General features: G+C 58.4%; 26 protein-coding genes, 1 tRNA gene and 1 pseudogene. 15 read left to right on the top strand and 13 right to left on the bottom strand.

The annotated features are described in order from the left end of the window. Positions 1-138: 138 nt before the first annotated feature. Positions 139-381, bottom strand: a complete 243-nt coding sequence (locus tag P1U55_RS04215; protein WP_301046257.1) for a helix-turn-helix domain-containing protein — start codon at positions 379-381, stop codon at positions 139-141. 235 nt (positions 382-616) lie between these two features. Here P1U55_RS04215 and P1U55_RS04220 point away from each other — a divergent pair, with 235 nt between their 5' ends. Further along, a complete protein-coding gene (locus tag P1U55_RS04220) occupies positions 617-997 on the top strand; it encodes a helix-turn-helix transcriptional regulator (RefSeq protein WP_301046258.1) in 381 nt (126 codons plus the stop codon). Positions 998-1,480: 483 nt separating this feature from the next. On the opposite strand, the gene P1U55_RS04225 is transcribed toward P1U55_RS04220, so the two are convergent. From P1U55_RS04225 to P1U55_RS04245, 5 genes are all read right to left on the bottom strand, one after another. Beyond that, a complete protein-coding gene (locus P1U55_RS04225) occupies positions 1,481-2,983 on the bottom strand; it encodes a TniQ family protein (protein ID WP_301046324.1) in 1,503 nt (500 codons plus the stop codon). 214 nt (positions 2,984-3,197) lie between these two features. Beyond that, a tRNA-Arg gene (locus P1U55_RS04230) sits at positions 3,198-3,274 on the bottom strand. A gap of 75 nt (positions 3,275-3,349) precedes the next feature. Next, positions 3,350-4,780 carry a HAMP domain-containing sensor histidine kinase gene (locus tag P1U55_RS04235; RefSeq protein WP_301046325.1) on the bottom strand — a complete coding sequence of 477 codons (1,431 nt, stop codon included), beginning with the start codon at positions 4,778-4,780 and terminating at the stop codon, positions 3,350-3,352. Between the two features lie 37 nt (positions 4,781-4,817). Further along, positions 4,818-6,227, bottom strand: coding sequence for an FAD-dependent oxidoreductase (locus tag P1U55_RS04240; RefSeq protein ID WP_301046259.1), 1,410 nt, complete (start codon positions 6,225-6,227; stop codon positions 4,818-4,820). A gap of 1 nt (position 6,228) precedes the next feature. Beyond that, the gene (locus P1U55_RS04245) at positions 6,229-6,966 is read right to left on the bottom strand and encodes a VTT domain-containing protein (RefSeq protein WP_301046260.1); all 738 of its coding nucleotides are present in this window, start codon (positions 6,964-6,966) and stop codon (positions 6,229-6,231) included. Positions 6,967-7,256: 290 nt separating this feature from the next. Here P1U55_RS04245 and rpmH point away from each other — a divergent pair, with 290 nt between their 5' ends. The 12 genes from rpmH to P1U55_RS04305 all read left to right on the top strand — a co-directional run bounded on the left by rpmH (position 7,257) and on the right by P1U55_RS04305 (position 17,358). Beyond that, on the top strand, positions 7,257-7,391 hold the full coding sequence (rpmH, locus tag P1U55_RS04250; protein WP_012177012.1) for a 50S ribosomal protein L34: 135 nt from the start codon (positions 7,257-7,259) through the stop codon (positions 7,389-7,391). A gap of 44 nt (positions 7,392-7,435) precedes the next feature. Next, positions 7,436-7,810 carry a ribonuclease P protein component gene (rnpA, locus tag P1U55_RS04255; protein WP_301046261.1) on the top strand — a complete coding sequence of 125 codons (375 nt, stop codon included), beginning with the start codon at positions 7,436-7,438 and terminating at the stop codon, positions 7,808-7,810. Beyond that, on the top strand, positions 7,807-8,028 hold the full coding sequence (yidD, locus tag P1U55_RS04260) for a membrane protein insertion efficiency factor YidD (RefSeq protein ID WP_301046262.1): 222 nt from the start codon (positions 7,807-7,809) through the stop codon (positions 8,026-8,028). The genes rnpA and yidD overlap by 4 nt, the downstream gene beginning before the upstream one ends. Continuing rightward, on the top strand, positions 7,956-9,017 hold the full coding sequence (locus tag P1U55_RS04265) for a DUF1835 domain-containing protein (protein ID WP_301046263.1): 1,062 nt from the start codon (positions 7,956-7,958) through the stop codon (positions 9,015-9,017). Before yidD ends, P1U55_RS04265 begins: the two co-directional genes overlap by 73 nt. A 78-nt stretch (positions 9,018-9,095) precedes the next feature. Beyond that, positions 9,096-9,977, top strand: a complete 882-nt coding sequence (gene ttcA / locus P1U55_RS04270) for a tRNA 2-thiocytidine(32) synthetase TtcA (protein ID WP_301046264.1) — start codon at positions 9,096-9,098, stop codon at positions 9,975-9,977. A gap of 72 nt (positions 9,978-10,049) precedes the next feature. Further along, positions 10,050-11,591: a bifunctional diguanylate cyclase/phosphodiesterase gene (locus P1U55_RS04275; RefSeq protein WP_301046265.1), complete on the top strand. Its 1,542-nt coding sequence runs from the start codon at positions 10,050-10,052 to the stop codon at positions 11,589-11,591. Between the two features lie 113 nt (positions 11,592-11,704). Further along, the gene (gene yidC, locus P1U55_RS04280; RefSeq protein ID WP_301046266.1) at positions 11,705-13,516 is read left to right on the top strand and encodes a membrane protein insertase YidC; all 1,812 of its coding nucleotides are present in this window, start codon (positions 11,705-11,707) and stop codon (positions 13,514-13,516) included. Further along, entirely contained in the window at positions 13,513-14,262 is a 750-nt protein-coding gene (locus P1U55_RS04285) for an MOSC N-terminal beta barrel domain-containing protein (protein ID WP_301046267.1), read from the top strand. The genes yidC and P1U55_RS04285 overlap by 4 nt, the downstream gene beginning before the upstream one ends. Continuing rightward, entirely contained in the window at positions 14,259-14,918 is a 660-nt protein-coding gene (gene yihA, locus P1U55_RS04290; RefSeq protein ID WP_301046268.1) for a ribosome biogenesis GTP-binding protein YihA/YsxC, read from the top strand. The genes P1U55_RS04285 and yihA overlap by 4 nt, the downstream gene beginning before the upstream one ends. A gap of 433 nt (positions 14,919-15,351) precedes the next feature. Beyond that, positions 15,352-16,221 carry an acetylglutamate kinase gene (gene argB, locus P1U55_RS04295; RefSeq protein ID WP_301046269.1) on the top strand — a complete coding sequence of 290 codons (870 nt, stop codon included), beginning with the start codon at positions 15,352-15,354 and terminating at the stop codon, positions 16,219-16,221. Next, on the top strand, positions 16,218-16,847 hold the full coding sequence (locus P1U55_RS04300; protein ID WP_301046270.1) for a ferredoxin: 630 nt from the start codon (positions 16,218-16,220) through the stop codon (positions 16,845-16,847). The genes argB and P1U55_RS04300 overlap by 4 nt, the downstream gene beginning before the upstream one ends. A gap of 4 nt (positions 16,848-16,851) precedes the next feature. Then, positions 16,852-17,358: a histidine phosphatase family protein gene (locus P1U55_RS04305; protein ID WP_301046271.1), complete on the top strand. Its 507-nt coding sequence runs from the start codon at positions 16,852-16,854 to the stop codon at positions 17,356-17,358. Here P1U55_RS04305 and P1U55_RS04310 read toward each other — a convergent pair. From P1U55_RS04310 to P1U55_RS04330, 5 genes are read right to left on the bottom strand one after another with little or no spacing between them, the layout of a single operon-like run. Further along, positions 17,355-18,080, bottom strand: coding sequence for an SDR family NAD(P)-dependent oxidoreductase (locus P1U55_RS04310; protein ID WP_301046272.1), 726 nt, complete (start codon positions 18,078-18,080; stop codon positions 17,355-17,357). The genes P1U55_RS04305 and P1U55_RS04310 overlap by 4 nt on opposite strands. Further along, on the bottom strand, positions 18,077-18,679 hold the full coding sequence (locus P1U55_RS04315) for a DUF3833 family protein (protein WP_301046273.1): 603 nt from the start codon (positions 18,677-18,679) through the stop codon (positions 18,077-18,079). Before P1U55_RS04315 ends, P1U55_RS04310 begins: the two co-directional genes overlap by 4 nt. Next, positions 18,672-19,838 (bottom strand): cyclopropane-fatty-acyl-phospholipid synthase family protein, encoded by a 1,167-nt coding sequence (locus P1U55_RS04320; protein WP_301046274.1) that lies wholly within the window; start codon positions 19,836-19,838, stop codon positions 18,672-18,674. Before P1U55_RS04320 ends, P1U55_RS04315 begins: the two co-directional genes overlap by 8 nt. Then, positions 19,826-20,593, bottom strand: coding sequence for a DUF1365 domain-containing protein (locus P1U55_RS04325; RefSeq protein ID WP_301046275.1), 768 nt, complete (start codon positions 20,591-20,593; stop codon positions 19,826-19,828). Before P1U55_RS04325 ends, P1U55_RS04320 begins: the two co-directional genes overlap by 13 nt. Further along, positions 20,590-21,885: an FAD-dependent oxidoreductase gene (locus tag P1U55_RS04330; protein WP_301046276.1), complete on the bottom strand. Its 1,296-nt coding sequence runs from the start codon at positions 21,883-21,885 to the stop codon at positions 20,590-20,592. Before P1U55_RS04330 ends, P1U55_RS04325 begins: the two co-directional genes overlap by 4 nt. Positions 21,886-22,101: 216 nt before the next feature. Here P1U55_RS04330 and P1U55_RS04335 point away from each other — a divergent pair, with 216 nt between their 5' ends. Both P1U55_RS04335 and P1U55_RS04340 read left to right on the top strand, forming a co-directional pair. After that, complete coding sequence (locus tag P1U55_RS04335; protein WP_301046277.1) at positions 22,102-22,653, top strand: sigma-70 family RNA polymerase sigma factor; 552 nt, start codon at positions 22,102-22,104, stop codon at positions 22,651-22,653. An 11-nt stretch (positions 22,654-22,664) separates the two neighbouring features. Continuing rightward, positions 22,665-23,300, top strand: coding sequence for a ChrR family anti-sigma-E factor (locus tag P1U55_RS04340; protein WP_301046327.1), 636 nt, complete (start codon positions 22,665-22,667; stop codon positions 23,298-23,300). Between the two features lie 36 nt (positions 23,301-23,336). On the opposite strand, the gene P1U55_RS04345 is transcribed toward P1U55_RS04340, so the two are convergent. Continuing rightward, complete coding sequence (locus tag P1U55_RS04345) at positions 23,337-24,128, bottom strand: amino acid ABC transporter ATP-binding protein (protein WP_301046278.1); 792 nt, start codon at positions 24,126-24,128, stop codon at positions 23,337-23,339. A gap of 11 nt (positions 24,129-24,139) precedes the next feature. Then, positions 24,140-24,802, bottom strand: a pseudogene (locus P1U55_RS04350) (amino acid ABC transporter permease); the annotation flags it as partial. Positions 24,803-25,359: the final 557 nt, after the last annotated feature.

Raw genomic sequence — 25,359 nt, forward strand, 5'->3', positions numbered from 1 at the left:
GACAAGAGGCCCCTGCCCACAGAATCCACTGCACGCTTGACCGGAGCCGAAAGTTGGGTCATGAATGAGGTGTATCGGGCTTCAACTTGATACACCTAAAGGGCCTCTGGAGCTGTAACTCCGAGGCCTTTTGCTTTTCTAGGTCATGATTGCTCCTTCCTCTTGGAAGTCGGGAAACAAATCCTCCGGCGATGTGCCCACGGCCAAAGCCAGTGCTTTTTCAATGCGCTGAGATCGGCACATCCGCTTACCGACCAATGTCAGCGCGGAGTCGCTGACCCCAAGATCGCGCGAGATCTGCGCCAGTGAGGTTCCCCGCATCCTGAGTTCCGCTTTCAGACGCTCATGGGCGTCCAGATCTGCTTTTGTCGGGGTGCGCATTGGGGCGATCTCCAGGTTGTGTGAGTGCAGATGAGCCAAATTCACACCCCAGCTAAGGAACTCCCGCCGAAGCAGTCAACCTCGCAAACCACTGTCACAAAACAAAAACCATCCGGACCGATTGGTCCGCGCGGACCAATCGGTCCACCTACCTTGATTTCTTGACCGCTAAAGCGCTTTCTCAGCTAAGGTTCCTGAGTCGCCTTTTTGAGGCTCATCCATTGGATCAAGGGATTTGGCCAGTTCGGACAAACATTACGAATCGATTGCTCGGCAGATAGGTGCAACCAATCTGTTGGCGCTTCGTATGTCTTCAGGGATGAGCCAGTCACATTTCGCGACGGTCATCGGTTTGTCAGACCGCGCACTGCGTCGCTACGAGCGTGGAGAGCGTGAGCTTCCTCTAACGACACGGCTCGCGATCATCCAAGCGTTCAAGATCGATCCGTTGGCGAGCGATCAGTTAACCGCAGAGCTTGTGGGCTTGAAGCCGCGGACCTCTCGCCCGGTACGACGTGGCGGAAGACAAGGGATGAAGGTGTCTGGAGAACGCTGCGAAGAGAAAGTCAGGGCCGCAGGAAGCGAAACTATTCACCGCTCGGACAGCTTTTTTTAAGGATCCGCGACGATGTCTATTTCTGCGCGACAATTTACTTCATGATGCAGAACATCGCCTTGGCCTTCGATCTCCCCTTCGGATTCGAAGTTCATGGCGTCGACTGGATGTTTTTAGGCTCCTTCGGGGTGATCTTGCTCCTGCTCCCATCCGTCGTTGCAGAGTTGCCCATACTAAAGGCGTCACAATACCTCCTCAGGAATACGAAGGAGCGCTTAACCATGTAGTGCAACGGCATGCATAACGCAGAAGGGGCGTATTGTGTTGAAAAACTCTGATTCAGCGCGTTGGCTCTAAATTTGGCAGAACAAAGTTCTGATTTACTAAAATTTTGACAGCGTCAGTGGGAGAAATCAGGTTTCGAGGGAACGATTTCCCACTTTTTACGAAATTTGCAGATGCAGCAAAGAGTTTTTCGACAGAATCGGCTGTGATCGGCGATCTACTGTGCCTGGTACCAAGGTCCGCTGTGGGCCGAAAGGGTCATTTTTCGGTTGTTAGATAGGCATCTACATCCTCACGCCAGTAGATCCGGCTTAGATCATGAGGCATCGCCAACAGGGCCACATTGGTATTTCTAAGCTTCATCGAAAGTGAGCCTTGTGGGCGCTGCACGACTTCCGCGAACTCGCCCAAGGAAATAAAGGTCTCTCGGAAACGCGTCAGACTGTCAGCGGTAACAACAGTCGCCCCTCGGCGGTAGAGCTCTGAGGTATCCACCCCGCACAACATTCCATGTTGGATCAAATATCCTACTGTTTTGGCCGTCACTCTTAACTGTCCGGCGGCGTCACCGATGGAAAAGCGGCTCTCCCGTGCGAGATCGGTTTCGTCCATAATAGATGTTCCGGATTTTCTACCTTCAGATGAACACTTTGCGTTTCGAAAGGACTTCTTCTCGCGCTCGTAGGCGTCGAGCATTCTTTGGGTAACAAAACTCATCGGTACGATACTGCCGTCAGCGTCACGCGTTGCGAGACCTCGATAAATCAGGTCTTCAGCATTGCGCTTGGCGACCCCTTTTAGTGAGATTGACTTCTGTGGGTTCGACGAAGCCTTGCCCTCCGAAGGCACGCCCAGCACCAGCACCCCTTTTCTGACGGAAAAATTGTTGAAAACGTGTCGCCGCACAACGTCACGCAGGGGCTCGAATTCATCGCCGAGGCTCCGGCTCTTCAGCCACGCCATCCAAGGGCCAAAGAGTCGACCAAAGAACCTGCCGTCCGCGCCGTCCTCATGAGCCATGGCGGCAAGACAGTCGGTAAGGGCTACAGGACCATCTTTCAGTATGTCGTAGCCCAAGGCACCATAGGTCATCCAATCTCGCTCACTGTGCCCCGCCAGCGCAGCATCTGGCCCCTTTGCGATACGCAGCCCCAGCACTTCACATGCCCGTGACGCCACGTTGAGTTCGAGGCGGTCGATCCATCGGTCGCCCCGCCCGCTCAGGATGCGGTTCGTGAGATATGCCTCGAAAGGACTAGGAGTCGCCTTGAGCACCGGCTGATCCAAAATCCAACCGTGGTGTTTTCGCAGCTGCGCCGCGAAATCTCTGGCGTCCTTGTTGTATTTCTCAACTGGAAGGCATGCGAGCATGCTGCCGTGTTCCGGGCAGCTCCTGATTGACGAAAATTTCCACTGGAGGCGACGCGGCACACGCCACGACTCCGCTGCTGATGGCATTTCGGACCGTATACACTCCGGGCAGACGCGGATGCGCGTGCGTTGAAAGCTCTGAAGGGAGGCAAATTCTTCTCTCAGGCGAAAATGCCCCTTGCCGAGATGGCGGATAGAAACCCGCTCCAACGCGCCCACATCACACCCTGCAAGCTGGGCCAATTGTTCTATGGCTACCTTCTCACCACGAAAGAGCGGGCCGATCGGAAAGGCAATGTCCCCGCAGAACCTCTGCATCGATATTGCGCCGTTCCTGGCCGCAAGCCGCGACAGCAAGGAAGTAGCCGGCTCGCACGCGGCATGTGCCACCGTCAGCGGCAACTGCGGGAAATTCGTTCCGGGAGTGGCAGGTAGGCTTTTGACCAAGCGAGGCTTCCGAGATCAGACAAAGGCTGGATTGGCCGGATCTTACGATCACCAGCTCAACTGAGAAACGCTGCTATGATTTCAGGAAATTCCGCCGACTTGGGTCAGTTACCTGTCACAAAAGTCGGTTTTGCTTGGCATCTGGCAAAAGTTAAAATGGCGCGCTGGGGAGGATTCGAACCCCCGACCCCTTGATTCGTAGTCAAGTACTCTATCCAACTGAGCTACCAGCGCGTGGAGCCGTGACTTACCCCCCCCTCTAAGGCATTGCAAGGGGGAAGAGCAGGAAATCTGGTGCCTTTGGGTAGGCTATTCTGCTGCCGCTTCCGATGTGAGAGGGAGTGAAGCATCACTTTCCACTACTTCCCGTGGAAGCATGATGGCAAAAGTGGTGCCTTCCGGGCCGGTTGAGCGCAGATCGAGCGTACCTCCATGGCCGCGTATCAGCTCAGCAGAGATCGCCAGGCCCAACCCAGACCCGCCCTTCCGGAAACCGCCTTGAAACGGCTGAAAGAGATGTTCCTGTGCTTTTGGAGGCAATCCGGGGCCGGTATCAGTCACGGTCACTTCCCAACCGTCATCATCTTCACGGCCGGCGATGCAAATCTCGCCTGGCTCGCCAGTTGCAACAATCGCCTGCCGAGCGTTTCTCACAAGATTTGAGAGCACGCGGAACAGTTGCTCCGAATCCGCCCGCAGGGTCAAACCCGCCGGGATATCCTCAGCATAGGAAATATCGTGATCGCCCGCGGCAAGGCGTTCGCTGTCAATCACATCTCCAACCAGCGGTGCCAGCGGGAAGCGGCTGAGGCTGGGACGCGGCTCTTCGGCGCGCCCGAAAGTCAGGGTGCTTTCACACAGGTTCACCGCGCGGCTGATCGAGTTGATGAGCTTGGGCGCAGCGCGTTTTACCGCCGGATCCTCACTCATTTCCATCCGGTCCGCAAAGAGCTGCGCTGTGGTCAGTATGTTCCGCAAATCATGGCTGATTTTCGCAACAGCGCCGCCTAATTGAGCAAGCCGGTCTTTTTGCTTCAGGGCACCTGTCAGCTCTTTTTGCATTTCGGCCAGGGCCACCTCGGCCTCTCGCAACTCTGTGGCACCGGCAGACGGCACGATAATACGGCGCGCATCTTCGGGTGCGCGCGCGTAACTGGCCATGGCAGCGACCACCCGGTGGATCGGCCTCACGATGAAGGTCCGCACCGCCATAAACAGCAACATCGCTGTCACCACAGAAATCGCCGCCGAAAGCCAAAGAATACGCAGGCCGTAGTCGACCATCGCGGCACGCAATTCCGCTGTACTCATCGTGACCTCAATCAGCAGTCCGGCCTCGCGGACCGGATCGCCGATCACACGAACGATCTGTGGTTCAGTTTTCCAAAACCGGCGCACAGCGTCTCGCATCAACACCCAGGCACCTGGATCACGCAGATCATATGTGTCTTCCACAGGCTGCGGGATCGGCGACGTGAGAATTAACTGGCGCATCTCGTCGCGCCGCAACACCACGTTCATTACCCCCGCATTCTCCAGCAACTCGGTTTCAAGCGCGTCATCGATTATGTCCTCCGTCGCCAACAGAGCCAGCGAGGCGATTTGCGCCCGTTCAAGCCGCGACAGCAGAAAATCCTCGCGAAAGCGCGCAATTGAAGGCACGAAAATCAGCACTTCGGCCAGCATGACGAAAAGGATCGTCAGCATCAGGAAGCGACCGGAGAGTGAATTTCGGAACATTGCCTGTGTGTTATACCATACTTTGGCGGCCTTGCAGCTACGGCAGGAACCTCTGCACAAGCCCGACAGCCGTTTTCACGACAGCACTATCAAAGAGCCTTGGTGAGAAATAGGCACCAGCGGCACGTTTGTTAAGTTCTCCCAACGTCGGATAGGGCAAGACAGCACCGGAAATGGCCGAGAGCTTGAGCTTGCTGGAGATCGCCAAGGCCCACATTCCAATAAGTTCTCCGGCCTGTGGCCCAGCGATCGATGCGCCCACGGGGCGCCCCTTTACGACCATCAGTTTGAGCATCCCCTCAGCGCGCATTGCGCGGGCGCGGTCATTGTCGTCGTAGGTAAGTGAAATCACCTCAAGGGCAGCGCCGTGGGCGTCACGGGCCTGTGCCTCTGTAAGCCCCACCTGGGCCAGTTCTGGATCAGTATAAGTCACCCACGGGATGTGATCTGTTTTAGCCTTGGCATGCAGGCCAAACAGAATTGAGCGGATGACAACCCCGGCGTGATAGCCCGCCACATGGGTAAATTGCAGCCCGCCTGCGGCATCGCCAATCGCGTAAACACGCCGATTGGACGTTGAACGCAAAGCGGCGTCGACAGTGACGGCCCGGTCATGGTCAACATTGGCAACATTCAGATTGAGCCGATCAATATTCACCTTGCGGCCAACAGCGACCAGCAGATGGCTACCAGTCACGTTGCCCTCCGAGGTTTCAACGGTGACACCCCCTTCGGCGCTTACCCGCTTGGCCTCGCAGCCCTCCATGATGGTGATGCCTTCCTCGCGCAGCCGTTTCAGGACAAACCCGGCAAGGTCTGGATCATCTTTACCAAGCGCCTTTTGCGCTTCGATAACCGTCACTTTGCTGCCAAGTCTGCGGTGCGCCTGTGCCATTTCGAGGCCAATCGGCCCGCCACCGATAATGATCAGGTGTTCCGGCTTTTCGCGTAGATCAAAGATCGTTTCGTTGGTGTGGTATGTCACCTCTTCCAGCCCCGGTATCGGTGGAACGAACGGGCCAGATCCCGTTGCTATCACAAACCGGCGTGCGGTGATTTCATGATTTCCTGCCCGCAACTGGGTGGGTGAAATGAAGCTCGCCCATTCCCGGAGCACCCGAACTCCAAAGCCTTCAAAACGCTCTTGGCTGTCATGCGGGGCGATTTTAGCGATTGTCTCAGCGACGTGGTCTTTCGCTGCCGCATAGTCGACGGTTGGCACGGCTGGGTCCACGCCAAACGGAGCGCCCGTTTTAAAAGCATGGGCATGATGTGCAGCCGACAGGAGCGCCTTGGAGGGCACGCAGCCGTAGTTCAGGCAATCACCGCCCATCTTGTGGCCTTCGATCAACACCACATTTGCGCCCATCTGGGCCGCGCCGGACGCCACCGAAAGCCCGCCCGAGCCAGCCCCGATCACACATACATCGCAAGAAATCCTTTCCATCTCAGAGACCTTTCTTGCCGCGCAGGGCTTTTAGAAGAATTGGCAGCGCGGCCAGCGCACAAAGGCCAAGGATGGGAAGCAGGATATGGGATTCGAAGATAATCCCGAGGTTCGGCGTTTCGCCCCGTTCAAATACCTCGCCAAGCCCAGCGCCAACCGATGTGTAAACCACAGCACCGGGGATGATCCCAACAAAGGTTGTCAGCGCGAAACGGGCAAGCGGAACACCCACAAATGCGGGCACCAGATTGGCCACGAAGAACGGCACAGCGGGCACGAGGCGGATCAGAAAGAGCATCTCCCACTGGTTCGCATCAATGCCCCGCTTGATCTTGTTCACCGCGCCTTCCGATGCGTCGAGTTTTTGGCTCAACTTCTCGCCAAACCCCCATCGGGCCGCCTGAAAGATGCAAACGGCACCAATGGTGGCAGCGGTCACGTTGAACAGCGCACCGGGGAATGTCGCGAAGAGAAAGCCGCCTGTCAGCGTGGCCACGGTTGCTCCGGGCAAGGAGAAGGCAACGATTGCGACATATATGGCGATGAAGACGGCCACGGTCACAAGGTAATTGGCGTCTCGAAACGCATTCAGGCTTTCGCGGTGGCGTGCCAGTGTTTCAAAGGTAAAGAAATCCCCAAGCGTAAAAGCCCCGATCAACGCCGCAATCAATATCGCAACAATCGGTAGCCTCCTTAGCCATGGGTTTCGGTGTGCCCCATTGTTCGCAACTTCTGTCATTTGTCGTCCCTTCTGTCCCGAACAGATACATGGCAGAAGATGGCCTCGCATCCCACGACGCGCTGTTCAGATCACGCCTGCTTGATGGCGAGTGAACCCAGTGTGCCATTCTGGGTGCGAAACGCAGCGATTGTTACGGGCTGAGGCGGCAGTCTGCCTCTTTGTTTCAAAAAACCCTAAACGCTCAATTGACTTGAGAAGGTGATCGCCCTATTCACCGGGCTTCGAACACAACTGGCCCTCGAATCCCTACGGTTGGGAGCGGGGCCGCCCGAGACGGAGCACCTGCGATGAAACGCACTTTTCAGCCATCCAATCTCGTCCGTAAGCGGCGTCATGGATTCCGTGCGCGCATGGCCACCAAGGCCGGCCGCAAAATCCTGAACGCCCGCCGCGCCCGTGGCCGGAAGAGCCTGAGCGCTTAAGGTTTGGCGGGGCGATGCAGCCCACGCCAGGCACGGAGCAAGACATGACCGCCGAGGCTGAAAGGCCTGCGGCGGTTTCTGCTTGTCTGGAAGTGCTCAAGAAAAGGGCCGATTTTCTGGCCTGCGCCCGCCCACCGGCTCGTAAGCAGCATACGCCCGGCTTTCTGTTGCAAGGACGTGCGCGTGAGGCTGGTGGCGCCATCCGCATTGGGTACACATGTTCCAAGAAGGTCGGCAATGCCGTGGCCCGTAACCGCGCCAAGCGTCGCCTGCGCGAGATCGCTCGTGCGGTTCTTCTTAAAGAAGGTCGTGCCGGGTGGGACTATGTGCTTGTTGGCCGCAAAGATGAAACCGCCAATCGCGACTTTGCCACACTCAAGGCCGATCTCTCCAACGCCCTCGCCAAGGTGCATGGATGACCCCGCTCGCATATATCGCGTCGTTGCCTGTGCGTGCCTATAGGCTATTGTTTTCGCCATGGGTTGGTCACTCGTGTCGTTTCCAACCAACGTGCTCTGCCTATGCGATGGAAGCCCTTGAAAAGCACGGAGCCTTCAAAGGCTCATGGCTTACGCTGCGCCGCATCGCCCGCTGCCATCCTTGGGGTGGATCGGGCGTAGACAACGTACCAGATTGAGAAAAACGCTCCATATCGTGCCCGGCCTTACGGCCGGCGGGCGGGTGCGTGCTGCGATGAAATCCCGGGGAAGCAATGCGCCCGTGGTCGCGCTGTTTGATCTGTTTGAGGCAGGCCACGTCCCCACGCTGGATGATCCTGTGGCCTTTGTGCTGGCCCGGGCCGAGGATATGGCGCGAAGCTATGATGATGACAGCTTCATCACCCGTGCCGAAGAGGATATCCGCCTGCTGCTGAGGTCAGGCGAGGCGGCAACGCGCATAGAGCTTTGGGCAGGCGGCACACTGCAAGAGCAACTCGCATTGGCCTTCACCATCGCCTTGACGGCTCAGCAAGGATGGGCCGAAAAGCTTGCCCTGCATCAGATGTTGCCGCCAGGTGATCTTCCGGGCCTCCCCCTCTTGTCTAAAGAAGTATACGCCGCCACGCCCGAGGCCGCGCCCCTCTCCCCCCAGCTCTTGCGCCTGTATCAAGCGCTCTGGGATGGCTTTACCGCGCCCTCGCCGGAGCAACTTCTCACGTTGCGCCGTAGCCCGGCGTTACCCTCAATTATGGCGGCCGCACTTGATAGCCATTTCGCCCGGTTCCCCCATGCGGCAACCGGCCTTGGGACCCGTGAAGAGCGGCTGATCGCCGCCATTTCCGCTCACCCCGGTCCTCTCAGCCGCGCCATCGCGCAGGCTCTTGGAGACACGCGGCCCCCGCTTGTTGACGCTTGTGGCGATCTCACCTTTTTGGAAACCGTCAATCGCCTTGCCCGCCTGCCAGAAAAAGCACCCGTTCTCACGTTGGGTGAATCCGGCAAAACCCCAATGTCACGGAACGTCCAACTCACCCCTTATGGCGAGGCGCTCGCCGCAGGTGGCGCAAGCCTTCTGGCTGACGGTGGCGTTGACGACTGGATCGGCGGGACCCGCGTGCGCTCCGGCGACGCGCCGATGTGGGTGCGCACGGGCGGTGCCGGCTTCTTGCACCTTTCTAATCTGTGACAGGCGTTTGGCTCAAAGCGCACGCGCACCGCACCAAACCCTCTTTGCGCGGGGCGTGCGATCTGGCATATCCGGCCCATGCTTGATGAGCCCGACGATATTCACGCGCTGTTTCACGGCGCTCCCGCAACCACCGAATTCAAGAAACTTCGCAAACGGATTGTTCGCGATACCCGGGAAGCTATTGAACAATACGGGATGATCGAGCGCGGGGCCAAGTGGCTGGTTTGCCTGTCAGGCGGGAAAGACAGTTACACCCTGCTCGCCGTTTTGCATGAGTTGCAATGGCGCGGCCTCCTTCCAGTGGAGCTGCTGGCCTGCAATCTGGATCAGGGGCAGCCCGGCTTTCCCGCGACTGTCCTGCCGGAATTTCTTGAAAAAATGGGCGTTCCGCACAGGATCGAGTATCAGGATACTTACTCTATCGTCATGGATAAGGTTCCGGCAGGTCGAACCTTCTGCGCCCTTTGCTCAAGGCTGCGACGCGGCAATCTTTATCGAATCGCCCGCGAGGAAGGCTGCTCTGCCGTCGTCCTCGGGCACCACCGGGACGATATTCTGGAAACGTTCTTCATGAACCTTTTCCACGGTTCCCGACTGGCTACAATGCCACCTAAACTTGTGAACGATGAGGGCGATCTTTTTGTGTATCGCCCGCTCGCACATGTGGCTGAAGTTGATTGCGAAAAATTTGCGCGCGCGATGAAGTATCCGATCATCCCATGTGATCTTTGTGGCAGCCAAGACGGCCTTCAGCGCCAACAGGTCAGGGCTTTGCTCGACCAATGGGAGGCCAACCACCCCGGAAGGCGGCAGAAAATGTTTCGCGCCCTTTCCAATACGCGCCCGTCCCACTTGCTCGACCCCAAGCTGTTCGATTTCGAAGGTCTCCTGCGGGCAGATACCCCTCACGATGAGGAAAATTCGAGCGATTTCTTGGTGCCGGCCTTAAGGAACTGATCATTCGCCTCGCATAGCGTCCTCGTCAGACGCGGCTGTTTATTCAGGCCGCCAGTGATGGAGAGTTTGGCTATGACGAGCCCTACAAGCACTTATATCAAGATGCGGCGCCTGTTGCGTCAGGGCTTTTTCAGGCCGCAAGTGCTTACGTTTCTGCCAGCACTGCTTTTGGGGGGATACTGGTTTGGTGGTGAGGGTGTAATCTTGCTCGCCGCCCTGCTCTTTCCGGTGCTGGCACTCATGGGCGGGCTGTTTGAAGGCGATCATCTGCGCTGCCGTCGCGACGGGACGACCGACCTGCTGTTGCGCAATGACTTTCTCGATCTTCTGGCCGAAGCGCTTCCGCGAGCTGAGGCGCGCAATTGGTCAACAGCCTGCTTCGTGATCGAGATCGACGATTGGGGCGAAATCAGCAAACGGATCGGCACCACCGCATCTGAGACGATTCTGCGCCGCACCGGCGAACGGATCGAAAGCGCCATGCGTGGCGCAGATTTTTGCGGACGGCTGGAAGGCCCGCGCTATGTGGTCGGGCTGGACCCTGTGCGCCGGGTGGACCTTAACACCGCCATAGGAGTTGCAGAGCGCCTGCAATCGGTGACCGGCGAGGCTATTGCCGTTGATCAAACCTCTGTGCACGTTTCGGTATCCATTGGGTTTTGCCTCAATAGCCGAGCCCCCAAGCGCACCGCCGATGGGCTGATGGAGGCCGCCGAAACTGCCGCCGAGGAGGCCCGCTCCAACGGGCCAAGTGCCGTGCGGGCCTACTCCGGCGAAATGCAAGCGGCGATCGCCGCGCGCCATGAACTTACGGATGACTTGCTGGCGGCCTTCTCCGAAGGGCAGATCCGCCCCTACTTTCAGCCGCAGATCTCCACCGACACCGGGCGCATCACCGGCTTTGAGGCTTTGGCCCGCTGGTTACACCCCGAGCGTGGGCTTATCCCCCCGGGGGACTTTCTCCCTACGGTTGAGGAGGCCGGACTGATGGAGCGGCTCGGCGAGGTGATGCTCTATCATAGTTGCTCCGCCCTGCGCGCCTGGGACCGTGCCAACGTTGATGTTCCTACTGTCGGTATCAACTTTTCTGCCGTTGAGTTGCGCAACCCAAAGCTCGCCGACAAGGTGAAGTGGGAGATTGATCGGTTTGATCTGCCTCCAGAGCGTATCACCATAGAGGTGCTGGAATCCGTCGTCGCTGAAACCGATGATGACACAATCTGCCGAAACATCGCGGCGCTCGCCACCATGGGGTGCCCCATTGATCTTGATGATTTTGGTACAGGTCATGCCTCAATCAGTTCTATCCGCCGCTTCGCCGTTAGCCGGCTCAAAATTGACCGCAGCTTCGTGATGCGCGTCCACGAGGACCGCGAACAGCAAAAGCTGGTTTCTGCAATCCTGCTCATGGCAGAGCAGCTCGATCTCGATACGCTTGCGGAGGGCGTCGAAAGCATTGGCGAACATGCAATGCTGTCACAGCTTGGATGCGGCCATATCCAAGGTTTCGGCCTTGCGCGCCCCATGCCCTTTGAAGACACACTTAGCTGGATTGAAAAGCACAACGCCAAGATTGTCGAATCGCCGATGCTCAAGGGCTTCTCCCGCAAGTAGCATTTGGGCCCGAAACACGGCGCAAATGGTAACATTTCGGCCCTTTCGGCTTGACCTTTCGGCCCTCGGGGGATTGAACCACCGCAACCTGAAAACAGTGCGCGGTGCCCTTCATGGACGACCAGAACAAGAACCTCATTCTCGCCTCGGCGCTCAGCTTCGTGGTGATCCTCGTGTGGTTCATCATCTTCCCACCCGAAGAGCCCCCGCTCGATCCGGCTGAGCCACAGGCGACTGAGCAGGCTGCCACTGGTACCGAAGCCGTGCCCGGCGCAGTGGCGGGGGATTCCTCTGTCGCCGCCAATGGCCCTGCCGCGCTTGAAGAAAATACGCCGCGCGTCAGCATCGACACGCCTGAACTTACCGGGTCGATCTCACTGACCGGCGGGCGCATAGATGATATATCCCTCAAGAATTTCACTGTGGACGTAGACAGCGACGAAATTGTGAAGCTGCTCGCACCTATCGGTGAAGCCCACCCATATTTTGCCCTCTACGGATGGCGCAAAGGCGTTGGGCTTGAAGCATCGGAAGTGCCGAACTTCTCCACGGAATGGTCGGTGGAAGAAGGGGATGTTCTCAGCCCCGGCTTCCCCGTTACCCTCCGCTGGGATAGCCCATCAGGCCTGATTTTCCGGCGGTTGATTTCTGTAGATGAGAAATTTCTCTTCACCGTTGACCAATCTGTCGAAAACCCAACGGAACAGTCCCGCAGTGCGCAACCCTACGCCATCATCGCCAGGCAGGGCTTGCCCGAGTTGGAGAACTTCTTTGTGATCCACGAAGGCGTAGTTGGTCAGCACGGAGGGGAGCTGATTCTCGAGGATTACGACAACGTCGCCGATATGGACGTGAACCCTCAACTCAAAGCCCCCGGTGAGGTTTTTCCTGCCGTAACCGATGGCTGGGTCGGCTTTACCGACCACTACTGGATGACCAACCTGATCCCCGAACCGGGCCAGACGGCCGAGTTGTCGGTGACCTACCGCCAATCCGACGACACCTACCAAACGCGCATCTTTCATCCGATGGAAGAGATCGCACCCGGCGCCACAATGACCACCCGATCCTACTTCTTCGCGGGGTCCAAAGAGTGGCAGGTCATCAAGGACTATCAGGACAACAGGAACTTCAAGGATTTCGTTAACACCATTGATTGGGGTTGGTTCTTCTTTCTGACCAAACCGATCTTCCTTGCCCTGCACTTCTTGAACGGCCTCATCGGCAATATGGGCTGGGCGATTATCGCACTGACATTCCTCATCAAGGCAATCCTCTTCCCACTTGCGTATAAATCGCAGGTTTCGATGGCCAAGATGAAGGCTCTCCAGCCGCAGATGGAAAAGCTGAAGGAAAAGGCCGGCGACGATCGCTCGAAACTTCAGCAAGAAACCATGGCGCTCTACAAGAAGGAAAAGGTTAATCCGGCCGCAGGCTGCTTGCCAATTATCCTTCAGATCCCGATCTTCTTTTCGCTCTACAAGGTGATTTTCGTTACCGAGGAACTGCGTCAAGCGGCCTGGTTTGGCCCGTTCCGGGATCTGTCTCGCCCTGATCCAACCTCGCTTTACAACCTGTTTGGCGCTCTGCCTTGGGGCCCGCCGGAACCCGGTTCGATCATGGCCTTGGTCTTCATCGGCATCCTGCCACTGCTGCTGGGTATTTCGATGTGGCTTCAGCAAAAGCTGAACCCCGCGCCAACTGACCCGACTCAGCAGATGATCTTTGCCTGGATGCCTTGGGTGTTCATGTTCATGCTCGGCGGTTTTGCCAGCGGTCTTGTGGTTTACTGGATTACCAACAACACGATCACATTCACCCAGCAGTATATCATCATGCGGATGCAAGGCTTCAAGCCAGACGTGTTTGGCAACATCAAGTCGGGCTTTTCCAAGAAGGCCAAGGCAGAAAACCCCAAGAAATGACCGGTTGCTTGGCTGAAATTTGGCGCCATCCCATCAAGAGCCACGGGCGCGAGCGCGTGGAACAAGTGGCGCTAAAGGCAAGCCAGGCGATGCCCGGTGATCGAGTTTGGGCCGTTGCACATGCTGACAGCGATGCTGACGGCTCCGAATGGGCGTCCTGTTCAAATTTTTCGCGCACGTCACGCACCCCTGCCTTGGCTCCTTTCTGGGCCAGGTTGCAAAGTGGTGGCGAGGTCAATCTCCGCCATACCCAGCTGGGGGAGCAAAGCTTCAATCTTGATGATCCAGCCGATCAGGAGCGCTTTGTCGCGTGGGTCGCGCCGTTGACCCCCGAAAGCCAGCCTGCGCCCAACCGTGTCGTCAAACTTGAGGGCCGAGGCTTTACCGATAGCGATTTCCCTTCCGTGACCCTGTGCAACTGCGCCAGCCATCGCGCCGTTGAAGAACAGTTAGGGCAGGAAATTTCCCCACTGCGCTGGCGTGGAAACCTCTGGGTTGATGGGTTTGCGCCTTGGGCAGAGTGGGATTGGCTCGGCCGCGAAATCCGTATCGGCGAGGCCGTGCTCGTCCCTCGCGAGCGAACAGATCGCTGCCCCACCACAATGGCGAACCCCGAAACAGGCGAGCGTGATGTGCCAACCGTGAAGGCGCTGCTTGATGGGTGGGGCCACAAAGACTTTTCCGTCCGCTGCGTGATTGTGCAAGGTGGAGCCATCCGCGAAGGTGACGAGGTATCCCTGCAATGACCCAAGCGCCCCTGCCCTTCCCCGAGGCCGAGCCCCCCGATGCAGCCTCCGAAGAGGCCGCCCGCAAGCTTTTTGCCGGGCAAATCACCTTTGTCAAAGGTGTCGTCGCAATGGACGGCCTGCCAGAACCTGACCGCTCCGAGGTGTGCTTTGCCGGGCGTTCGAATGTAGGCAAATCAACCCTGATCAACGCGCTCACCGGGCAAAAGGCACTCGCCCGCGCCTCCAACACGCCGGGCCGGACCCAAGAAATCAACTACTTTGATATGTCTGGCGCGGGCTATCTGGTGGACCTTCCGGGCTATGGTTTTGCCAAAGCGCCAATCCCGGTGGTCGAAAAGTGGCAGCGCCTGCTCAAATCATATCTCCAAGGGCGCCAGACCCTGCGTCGCGCCTTTGTGCTGGTTGACTCGCGCCATGGGATCAAAGCGGTCGACGAAGAGATCATGAAGCTCCTCGATACCGCAGCCGTCACCTTTCAGGTTGTGATGACCAAGGCAGACAAGGTGAAGGAAAAGGACCGCGCCGCTGTGCTCAAGCAAGTTCGCGCCGCCCTTCAAAAGCACCCCGCAGCCTTCCCCGCGATAATCGTGACCTCGTCGGAAAAGGGCGATGGCATTGCCACGCTACGCGCGACCATCAAGAGCCTGCTCTAAAGGTTCACCTTGGCAGAGCTTTCACCCACGGCCAGTCCCTCGGCAAACCTCGCAGGCCCCGAAAGGCTGGCGCGGCGGTGCGGTTTTACGTGGGCCAGCTTTTACGCCAAAACCCCGGTCGTCGCTGCCTGCGGAAAGCTTTGAAGGGAATGCCTGCCGAAGATGCGTGCGCTCGCGCGCGCACCCAAGCTGCGACCGCTGGAGAGAAAAGCACCGCCGCCACAACCCATAACAGGGAGAATGCAACCAGCGGGACCAGCGGCCAACAGCACATAAGCGCCTCTCACTTTTGAGTGTTGGGCAAAACCGGAGCCAAGCACGATTGGGTGCAAATTCCACAAAAGGGATTCCGCCCTGCGCGGGGTCGCGCACGGGGCTTGGCACCGCGGGTGGCTGCGCGTAACAAGAGGCCACCCCCTTGTTGAGATCAGCCATGAAGAAGCAAGCCATGAACCGCGACTGGATCGCCACCGCCCGCACCCTCTCGGAGGCACTGCCTTACTTGCAGCGCTACGAAAGCGCGACTGTCGTTATCAAGCTCGGCGGGCATGCCATGGGCTCAGACGAGGCGATGGCCGAGTTCGCGCGTGACGTTGTCCTGATGAACCAAGTTGGGGTGCATCCGGTCATCGTTCATGGCGGTGGCCCGATGATCAATGAAATGCTTGGCAAACTGGGTGTTGAGAGCCAGTTCATCAATGGTAAGCGGGTGACTGACAGTGCCACCGTTGAAGTGGTTGAGATGGTGCTTTCGGGCCGTGTAAACAAGCGGATCGTTCAGGCGATCAACGATCAGGGCGGTCGCGCCGTGGGACTCTCCGGGAAGGATGCAAACATGATCGTTTGTGACCCCTCCGCCCCGGAACTGGGTTTTGTGGGTGACCCCGTTGAGGTGACGCCTGATGTGCTGCGTCGGCTTCATGGTGATGGGTACATTCCCGTTGTCGCGCCGCTTGGGGCTGGTCGCGATGGTGAAACCTTCAACATTAATGGTGACACTGCCGCCGGCGCTATCGCCGCCGCCCTGAAGGCCGATCGCCTCCTCCTGCTCACAGATGTGGCCGGCGTGAAGGATGCCGCAGGCGATGTCATCACTCAGCTAACGCCAGAACATGTAAAAAAGCTCACGGATGAAGGTGTAATTGCGGGCGGCATGATCCCCAAAACCGAAACTGCGCTTTTGGCCATTAGCGGCGGTGTTCGCGCTGTCGTCATCCTTGATGGACGTGCCCCAAACGCCTGCCTATTGGAGCTTTTCACCGACCACGGTGCTGGGTCTCTGATCCGCCGCGAGGTGGCGTGACCCTTCAGCAAATCGAAGACGCCGCACGCGCAGAGCATCTCGCGGTGATGGGCGGGCTTCATGAAGATGGCGAAACTGTCCTGCTCCTTGGCCCCGGCGAACCGGGGTTTTGGGCTTGGGTGCAAACGTCCCCTGAGTTCACCGACGGCGCTCCTGATCGGCTTGATCGTTGGTCAGCGCGGGTCATTGGTGCTCTGGCCGCAACCCTCGGTGCCCGCGCCGTCTTTCCCTATGATGGCCCGCCCTACGCGCCCTTCATCGCTTGGGCTCTCGCTAGCGGCCAAGCTTGGCAAAGCCCGGTCAATCTGCTCATCCACGCCGAGGCCGGGCTTTGGGCCAGTTACCGGGGAGCTCTGATCCTTTCGGGCGAGGTTGGCCTTGGCGCCCCCGCCGCCAATCCCTGCCCTGCTTGCGACGCGCCCTGCACCACAGCCTGCCCGGTGGCGGCGCTTACCCCCGATGGATACGACGCCGACGCTTGCCGGAGCTACGTCGCCAGCCCCGAGGGGACAGCGTGCCGCTATCGGGGCTGCGCCGTGCGAAGGGCTTGCCCCGTGTCCGCCAGCTACCCTAGGGTGGAGGCACAATCTGCATTTCACATGACCCATTTTCTGAAAGATCCCTAGTTTTATGCGCCAGCTTTTGCTTCTCCGTCATGCCAAGTCCGCATGGGACGATCCGCTTGCCGATGATTTTGACCGCGCGCTTAATGACCGTGGGCAGAAGGCCGCGCAATCGCTTGGCGATTGGATTCGCCACAACAATCTTATGCCCGACCAGGTACTCTGTTCAGCGGCAGCGCGCACCGTCGAAACATGGGAGCTGATGCTGCTTGACGCTGAGGTGAAGTTTTCAGAAGGGCTTTATCACGCCGGACCAGACCGGATGCTGAGCGCGCTCCAAAAGGCCAGCGGCGAACGTGTGATGCTGATTGGCCATAACCCCGGTATTGCCGCTCTCGCTGCGATGTTGGTTCGCAGCGCGCCCGTGCACTCACGCTTTGGCGATTACCCGACCGGTGCGCTCACCGTGACTGAATTTGATATTGATGACTGGGCCGATCTTGTCCCACGCCAAGGCCGCGTGCTGCATTTTCTGACCCCGCGCGACATTGAGGCCGATGCCAGCAACGTTTAGGCGAAGATACGTTGCCACAAGCCAAGCGGTACGGCGCGGCCCCATGTGAATAACCAGGCAAATGGCGCCGGGAAACTGACAGAGAACTTCCCAGATCGCATGGCCTTTACAACGCGTTCGCCCGCCTCTTCGGGGTCCATGATCTGCGGCATGTCAAAGTCGTTCTTGTCCGAAAGTTTGGTCTTGATGAAGCCCGGGTTGACCCGCTGTATTTGCACGCCTGTGTCTTTCAGATCGGCCCGCAGGTTCTCTGCCAGATGCATCAACGCGCATTTGGACGCGCCGTACCCAAGCGCGCCGGGCAGGCCACGAAAGCCTGAGAGTGAACCGATCAAGGTGATCCACCCGTCGCCACGCTCGAGCATCCCCGGCAACACCCCACCAAGCACCCGTATAGCGCCGGACAAGTTCACGTCGATCATGGTGAGGATCTGTTTGCTGTTCCATTTGTCCGCCGCCATGGGATGATAGGCACCAGCGCTGTAAATCAGACGGTCGATTTGCCCAAGGTGTTTGACCGCCGCTTCAACTGCGTCCAGATCGGTCACATCCAAAGGCACAATCTCAGCCCCGCCGATCTCATCGGCCAGGTCTTTCAAATCATCCTCGGACCGCGCTGAAAGCACCAGATTGGCACCGTCACGGCTCAAGCGGCGCGCCACCGCTGCCCCCAGCCCCGACGATGCACCGATGATCCAAATGCGTTTGCCCTTGAAGGTCATGCTGCGGCATCCTCGGTTTTGACATCAATCGCAATAGTCTCGGCAGGCAAGGGCCGTAGGGTTGCAACAAGTTCAGCCACTTTGAAGCCGAATTTCCGCATCTCCGATCGGTTGATCATTGTGCCGTTGTCGAGCAGGTACATCCAGTCCGACACATCGAGCACATGCCCACCGACATTTTCAGGCAGCCGCAATTTGTAGTGTAGCACAAGGGCTGAACCACTTATCTCTCCGTGCCCCTGCCCGATAATGTCATCCGCTTCGGCTGTGAGTTGGTCGCCATCACTAAGCGTAATCGCCCATTCGCGCTCTTGCGTGTCGCCATCTGCATAGGTGAACATCTCATGGAAACGCCCCGTTTTCCCACGGAAACTGCCCTCCATCACCGCCGTAAAACGGCTCTGGACTCGCCCAAAGGGGCCATAAATCACGCCGTCGCAGGCCAGTCGCTGCCCAAGGTGCTCGACCGGGTTGAAGACGGGCGTTGTATTCTCATAGTGCGCCGGTCGCTGCGCCCTGAAGCCAAGAAAAGCGCGGGCGGCATAAACCAGGCCCAGCGCAACGGTAACTCCGGCCAGAAAAACGACAAGATCAGGCATGTGCCAACTCCACCTGCAACACGTCTGTGTGGCCTACCTGAAAGGAACCCGCACAGACCGAGAGGTAATACCGCCAGTTGCGCATGAACCGTTCGCCATGACCCAAACGCGCAATCCGGTTGCTCTCGGCGTCAAGGCGTTCCGCCCAAGCCGCACAGGTGCGCCCGTAGTCCTCGCCAAACGCGAAGGTTTCTTTCACCGCAAGCCCGGCAGCCTTTGCCTGTTTGGTGATCTCGCCGGGTGAAAGCAGCATCCCGCCCGGAAAGGTGTATTGGCGGATGTAATCCTGCCCTTTGCAGTAGATCGGGAAGTAGCCATCCTGCACTGTAATCGCCTGCACAACCGCACGCCCATGCTCCGCGAGGCTTTGCTTGATCTGCTGGAAGTAGGTTGGCCAATAACGAGCACCTACAGCCTCGATCATCTCGATCGAGACGATATTATCGAAGGTGCCGCGCTCTTCGCGGTAATCCTGCAACGCAATTTCGGCGCGTCCATCTAGTCTGGCATCTGCATATCCCTTTTGGGCGGGTGAAATCGTTAGGCCCTTCACATGCATCCCACGGTCTGCTGCCCGTTCGGCAAAACCGCCCCAACCGCAGCCAATCTCCAAAACACGCCCTTCACCCTCGGGGGATAGCTTGTTGAGGATGCGGTCATACTTGCGGTGCTGGCCACGGGTCAGATCCATGTCGGTGCCGTCAAACAGGGCGGAGCTGTAGGTCATACTATCGTCCAGCCACAGCTGATAAAATTCGTTACCAACATCGTAATGTGCCCGAATGTTGCGTGCTGCTTGGCGGGGCGAGTTGGCTCGCAGCATCGAGTGCACCAGCCGATACCGCAGGTTTGACCAGAACGACGCATAGGCAAAACCATCAATCGCATCGAGGTTCCTGAGCGCCACCCTGATAAAGGCGGCGATGTCGGGGCTGTCCCACAGGCCATCCACATAGGTCTCGCCAAAACCGATGTCGCCGCGCGACGCCAGTGCTGTCACGACCGACCAATCATGGATAGCAAGCTCCGCCTCCGGCTGGCCACCCTGGCCAAAGCGCAGCACCTCACCCTCGGGCGTGCGTAGTGTGAGCGAGCCGTGTTTGATCTCCTCACAGGTTTCCAGAAAGGCGCGTTTAACGCGGTTGGTTAGGAAGAACATGGGGTGACCTCCGATTTGGGCGGTTCCGGGCGGCGACGGTAGGTTGCGCCCTTGAGCTTGAGTTTGAGCGCCTGCCAATGGATCAACGCCATCGCGCGGGCCGCCCCACAGGGGCGACGCAGGGACGCGGCCATGATACCGCGAGATGTTAGCGGCACACGGGTACCAGCCAGTGTGGCAACCACGCCGTGCTCACCGTTGGTGTGCGTGATCTTGATGTTAACGCGTTCCGGCGAAATGTCGAAATTGAAGGCATATTGCCCCGCCACCTCCTGAAACGGCGAAACATGCAGGGCCTTTTGCGTGGTGATCCGGTCTTCAGCCCGGATCAAAGCAAAGCCTGGGCGGTGACACAGGTATGAGTGGCGGTCACCAAAGGGCGTATCCACCTCGGCAATCACCGCCTTCAGTTCAGTCCCATCAAAGGCCAACCAAAAGGAAACGGGGTTGAAAGTGTAACCCAAAAAGCTTGGCTGTGTCAGCACGCGTAACGCAAGCCCCTCGGGAGCACCGGCGCTTTGCAGGTGCTCTCGCACCCAAGTTGCACCTCGTCCCCGGCCACGCTTTTCACCGCCGCCATGGTGGCTGTCTTGCACAGACCAAAGATTAAAACCATTGCGCGAAAACAGCACCGGAGCGGCTTTTTCTGCAGGGTCAATCAACACATAATCAATGCCGTAGCGGAACCGGTTTTCCACCCCGCCAATCCGCGAATGCACCGTGTGAGCCCGTATATGTTGCGGCGCGGCGCTCATGCCGCAATCCTCGCCGCCATGCCTTCAAGCGAACGCGCGATGCGTACGGCTGAAGCAAAGCCGTCTTCGTGAAAGCCGTGGCGCGTCCAAGCACCGGCATACCAAGTCCGGTTCTGTCCTTGCATCCTGCGCAAAGCGTCCTGCCCGTGCAGAGCGCCTGCGTCAAACACCGGGTGGCGGAAGGTTTTGGTATCATAGATCAGCCGCTCATCTACCGGGCAAACCGGGTTGAGCGATACAAAGAGCGGGTCGTCTTCCGGGATATTTTGCAGCCGGTTCATCCAGTAGGTCACGCCAATCGCCGGCTCTTCCCGCCCGGTTTCGGCTTTATACACCCAAGAAGACCACGCCTTTTTGCGGCGCGGCATCTGCGCAACGTCCGCATGCAAAATCATCTCGTTATCTTGAAAACGCACCGCCCCCAACGCCGCGCGCTCAGCAGTGCTCGGCTGGGTAAGCAGGCGCAGCGCACTGTCGGAATGTGTCGCCATTATCACCTCGTCAAACCGCGCCGCTTCACAACCCTCGGCCGTGATCGTTACGCCCTCGGCATCCCGCTTAACGGCGCTTACCGGGGTGCCGGGACGCAGGTTCACCCCTCGCGTGGTCAACCAAGCTGTCAATCGGCGCACATACTCAGCGCTACCGGTAGAAACAGTCCACCATTGGTGCTGCCCGCTGGCCGAAAGCAAAGCATGGTTGCGAAAGAACGATATCAGCGCCTGAGCCGGAAACGACCGGATTTCTGACGGCGGGGTAGACCAGATCGCACCCGAGATCGGCATCAGATAGTAGCGCTGAAACCAATCGCCCAAGCTCAACTCATCCATAAGCTCGCCAATCGTCGCCTCATTGTCCTGCGCAGCCACCTCCTCGGCGCGAGCATTGAAGCGCAGGATATCGCGCACCATGCCCCAATACCCGGGCCGCATGAGGTTACGAGGCTGTGCCAAAAGCGCGGGCAGATCACGCAGGCCATATTCAATGCGGCCATCGTCAATAGTTGCCCCAAAAGACATGTCCGAAGGCTCTACCGGCACGTTGAGATCGCGGAACATGGCTGTCAGGTGAGGGTAGTTGACGTAGTTGAAAACGATGAAACCAGTATCGACAGGCTGGTCGCCATTCTTACCGGCAATCACCGTCCGCGCATGGCCGCCCAAGCGCGGTGCCGCTTCATAGAGGGTCACATCATGGCTCTCGGCCAGCATGTAGGCAGAGGCCAGACCCGAGATACCGCCACCGACAATAGCGATGCGGCTGCGTGATTGGTGGGGGGTGTCGAAGGACATTTTGGGTTCCGGATTTTGAGCGCTGTCCACAGGTTTACGCGCCGCCACTCTGCCCGGTTCACAATTAGTGCCTCTGACAGAACTATTTTTGATCCAACGCCTGCGAGGCAGCGTTATCGAGGTATGTTGAATGCAGTTGTTGGCCTTGAACCCGCTAGTGAGACTGGCATGATGCCTCCCGAGGTGGTGGCATGTTGCGGCCATGGGGGCGAACGTTTGACTGAGTTTAGTGAAGAAACACAGGCGATGTTGGCGATCCGCGATGAGCGGGACCGGGCAGCTTTTGCCAAGCTGTTCCGGATGTTTGCGCCCCGGATCAAGGGTTTCCTGATCAAGGGCGGGTGCGGAGCGGCACAAGCCGAGGAAATCGCACAGGAGGCGATGCTGCGCGTCTGGCACAAAGCCGCGCTGTATGACCCGCACCGCGCCAACGTATCGGCGTGGATCTTCACGATCGCGCGGAATGCACGGGTAGACATGCTGCGCCGCGAGGCCCGGCCAATGCCCGAGGAGATGAAAGAAGAGCCCGGATCAGAGCCCGACGCAGGGCAAATCGTGGCACTGGAACAAGAGGCCACGCAGCTCCGTGAGGCCATTGCCGGATTGAAACCGGCACAGCGAGAGGTGATCGAACGCGCCTATTTGGGCGAACTAACCCACCAGGAATTGAGTGAAGAGATGGGCATCCCCATGGGCACCATCAAATCACGCATCCGGCTGGGGCTAGAGCGCCTACGCCACGATTTGAAGGGGTTGAGAACCCCATGAGTGAACATGAAATGACCGATGTGAAACACCACCTGACCGACCCAATCATCGCGGCCTATGCTGCGGGAACCCTGCCAGAGCATCTTGCTCTGGTCGTCGCAACGCATGTCTCGCTATGCGATTCCTGCCGCGCGGCCCTTGAGGCGCATGAGGCCATGGGCGGCGCCGTGCTGGATCAAACCGAAGCCGTCGCGCTTGATGATGATCTGCTGCCAGCGACGCTGGCGCAGCTTGATCAACCACGCACGGAAGCTCCCGTCCCTGCACGGCAGGGCATTTTCCCCGGTCCTGTCATGGCGGCTCTCAAAGGCCATCCGCCGCGCTGGAAAGCCGCCGGTATGGGGGTGAAGCAGCAGATTCTATGCGCAACACCTGAAGGCACGGTGCGCCTGCTTTACATCCCCGGTGGCGTAGCTGTGCCGGACCACGGGCACAAGGGGCTGGAGCTTACGCTTGTGTTGCAAGGCAGCTTTTCCGATGAAACCGGCCATTTTGGCCCAGGCGACGTTGAAATTGCCGATGATACGTTGGAGCACACACCTATCGCCGATCCCGGCCCGGCCTGCATTTGCTTGGCAGCAACCGATGCACCGCTGCGGTTCAACTCATGGGTGCCAAGGCTGGCACAGCGTTTCCTGAAAATCTGATAGGATCGGCGGCGCTTTGCGCCCCGCTTGCTACGTTCAGTGCCCGAGGATTTGGCTGAGGAACAGCTTGGTCCGGTCGCTCTTCGGGTTGTTGAAGAACTCTTCCGGCTCGTTCTGCTCTACGATCTGACCTGCATCCATAAAGATCACCCGGTTGGCGACCTGCCGCGCGAAGCCCATTTCGTGGGTCACACAAATCATGGTCATGCCTTCCTCGGCAAGCTCGATCATCGTGTCGAGCACCTCTTTGATCATCTCCGGGTCCAACGCCGATGTTGGCTCGTCAAACAGCATGATGCGGGGCTTCATGCAGAGCGACCGGGCAATCGCCACGCGCTGCTGCTGCCCACCCGAGAGCTGGCCGGGATACTTGTTGGCCTGCTCCGGAATCTTGACCTTCTCAAGGTATTCCATCGCCGTCGCTTCGGCTTCTTTCTTGGGAACCTTGCGCACCCAGATCGGAGCAAGTGTGCAATTCTCAAGGATCGTCAGGTGGGGAAAGAGGTTGAAGTGCTGGAAACACATCCCAACTTCAGAGCGGATCTTATCTATGTTTTTCAGGTCAGAGGTCAGCTCTGTCCCATCTACAATGATCTGCCCTTCCTGATGCTCTTCAAGGCGGTTGATGCATCGAATAAGCGTTGATTTCCCCGAGCCGGAAGGCCCGGCAATCACGATGCGCTCGCCTCGATGCACGGTAAGATCAATGTCGCGCAACACATGAAAGGTGCCATACCACTTGTTCATGTTGTTGATTTCGATGGCGACCTCGTCGCTCACCTGCATCTTTGAGCGGTCGATTTCTCGGGCTGTAGCAACGTCAGACATGGGTGAGCTCCTTAGCGGTGGCCAGTCTGAAGCTTACGCTCCAGATACATGGAATAGCGGGACATGGAGAAACAGCAGATGAAGAACAACAGGGCGATGAAGCCGTAAAGCTCCCAGACAACCCCGTTCCAAGCCTGGTCAGAGCGGATTGAGGTGCTGAGGCCAAGTGGGTCGAGAATCCCGATGACGGAGACCAACGTAGTATCCTTGAACAGCCCGATGAAGGTTGACACGATGCCCGGGATCGAGATCTTCAGCGCTTGTGGCATGATGATCAGCCGTTGCGCCTGCCAATAGTTCAGCCCGAGGGAGTCCGCGCCCTCATATTGGCCCTTGGACAACGCTGCGAGACCACCCCGGATCACCTCGGCCATATAGGCTGAGGCGAACAGCGTCGCCATGATGATGACGCGCAGGATGATATCGAAATTGGTACCCGGCGGCAGGAAGACATTGAGCAGGGTCGAAGCCACGAAAAGAAGGGTGATCAAAGGCACGCCGCGCATGAGCTCGATGAAGCCGACGCAAAGCGATTTGACGATCAGCAGGTCCGATTGCCGCCCTAGCGCAAGAACGATGCCGAGCGGGAGCGAACAGGCAATGGCGACGACCCCGATGGTGATCGACACCAGCATCCCCCCGAAACGGCGAGAGCTGACCGGTTCCAAACCGATACGGGCGACATCATTGTAGGTGCTGCGGATGGCCCGTTCCGTGTCGGCAACGTTCTTTTCTGCCGCAAGGGTCTTTTTCAGAGCATTCAGATCTTCTGTCGGCACGTCGATATCGCCCTGAAGGATCTGCGCTTGCAGGGTGTCCATTGCGACTTCGGAGTGAACGTCCTTTACACTGTCCGGCAGCGCTTGCCGTAGCTCGATGGCTTCTTCTTCTAAATCCGGAAGCATGCTGATCTGTGCTGGCAGGTCGTCGATCTGGCGCTTAAGGGCCCGCAGGCGACCCAATTCGCCGCCGACCACGAATAACTCGTCACGCAGATCTGCCAGAATGGCGCGATCCGGGGCTGCGCGCTGAATCGCATCGAGATACGCACCGTCGCCCGCCCCTTCGGGCTCGGACACCGAGGAGATAATCTCAAGAATGCGGGCCTCGGTCGCGTCTATTTCGGCTTCGAGAGCGACAGACTCAGCCGTCAGCTCGGCGATTTGAGCATCGGTTTCTGCCAAAACGCTCTCGATCCGCGCGCTGCCGACAACCCGGTCTATCGTGGTGG

Origin of the sequence: Vannielia sp. (genome assembly GCF_029212645.1) — a bacterium.
Classification (GTDB): domain Bacteria; phylum Pseudomonadota; class Alphaproteobacteria; order Rhodobacterales; family Rhodobacteraceae; genus Vannielia.

Bases quoted from the DNA above. Each gene is read 5' to 3' on its own strand.
- P1U55_RS04215 (WP_301046257.1), bottom strand. From the start codon at position 381: ATGCGCACCCCGACAAAAGCAGATCTGGACGCCCATGAGCGTCTGAAA.
- P1U55_RS04235 (WP_301046325.1), bottom strand. From the start codon at position 4,780: ATGTTCCGAAATTCACTCTCCGGTCGCTTCCTGATGCTGACGATCCTT.
- P1U55_RS04240 (WP_301046259.1), bottom strand. From the start codon at position 6,227: ATGGAAAGGATTTCTTGCGATGTATGTGTGATCGGGGCTGGCTCGGGC.
- P1U55_RS04245 (WP_301046260.1), bottom strand. From the start codon at position 6,966: ATGACAGAAGTTGCGAACAATGGGGCACACCGAAACCCATGGCTAAGG.
- rpmH (WP_012177012.1), top strand. From the start codon at position 7,257: ATGAAACGCACTTTTCAGCCATCCAATCTCGTCCGTAAGCGGCGTCAT.
- rnpA (WP_301046261.1), top strand. From the start codon at position 7,436: ATGACCGCCGAGGCTGAAAGGCCTGCGGCGGTTTCTGCTTGTCTGGAA.
- yidD (WP_301046262.1), top strand. From the start codon at position 7,807: ATGACCCCGCTCGCATATATCGCGTCGTTGCCTGTGCGTGCCTATAGG.
- P1U55_RS04265 (WP_301046263.1), top strand. From the start codon at position 7,956: ATGGCTTACGCTGCGCCGCATCGCCCGCTGCCATCCTTGGGGTGGATC.
- ttcA (WP_301046264.1), top strand. From the start codon at position 9,096: ATGCTTGATGAGCCCGACGATATTCACGCGCTGTTTCACGGCGCTCCC.
- P1U55_RS04275 (WP_301046265.1), top strand. From the start codon at position 10,050: ATGACGAGCCCTACAAGCACTTATATCAAGATGCGGCGCCTGTTGCGT.
- yidC (WP_301046266.1), top strand. From the start codon at position 11,705: ATGGACGACCAGAACAAGAACCTCATTCTCGCCTCGGCGCTCAGCTTC.
- P1U55_RS04285 (WP_301046267.1), top strand. From the start codon at position 13,513: ATGACCGGTTGCTTGGCTGAAATTTGGCGCCATCCCATCAAGAGCCAC.
- yihA (WP_301046268.1), top strand. From the start codon at position 14,259: ATGACCCAAGCGCCCCTGCCCTTCCCCGAGGCCGAGCCCCCCGATGCA.
- argB (WP_301046269.1), top strand. From the start codon at position 15,352: ATGAAGAAGCAAGCCATGAACCGCGACTGGATCGCCACCGCCCGCACC.
- P1U55_RS04305 (WP_301046271.1), top strand. From the start codon at position 16,852: ATGCGCCAGCTTTTGCTTCTCCGTCATGCCAAGTCCGCATGGGACGAT.
- P1U55_RS04310 (WP_301046272.1), bottom strand. From the start codon at position 18,080: ATGACCTTCAAGGGCAAACGCATTTGGATCATCGGTGCATCGTCGGGG.
- P1U55_RS04315 (WP_301046273.1), bottom strand. From the start codon at position 18,679: ATGCCTGATCTTGTCGTTTTTCTGGCCGGAGTTACCGTTGCGCTGGGC.
- P1U55_RS04320 (WP_301046274.1), bottom strand. From the start codon at position 19,838: ATGTTCTTCCTAACCAACCGCGTTAAACGCGCCTTTCTGGAAACCTGT.
- P1U55_RS04325 (WP_301046275.1), bottom strand. From the start codon at position 20,593: ATGAGCGCCGCGCCGCAACATATACGGGCTCACACGGTGCATTCGCGG.
- P1U55_RS04330 (WP_301046276.1), bottom strand. From the start codon at position 21,885: ATGTCCTTCGACACCCCCCACCAATCACGCAGCCGCATCGCTATTGTC.
- P1U55_RS04340 (WP_301046327.1), top strand. From the start codon at position 22,665: ATGACCGATGTGAAACACCACCTGACCGACCCAATCATCGCGGCCTAT.
- P1U55_RS04345 (WP_301046278.1), bottom strand. From the start codon at position 24,128: ATGTCTGACGTTGCTACAGCCCGAGAAATCGACCGCTCAAAGATGCAG.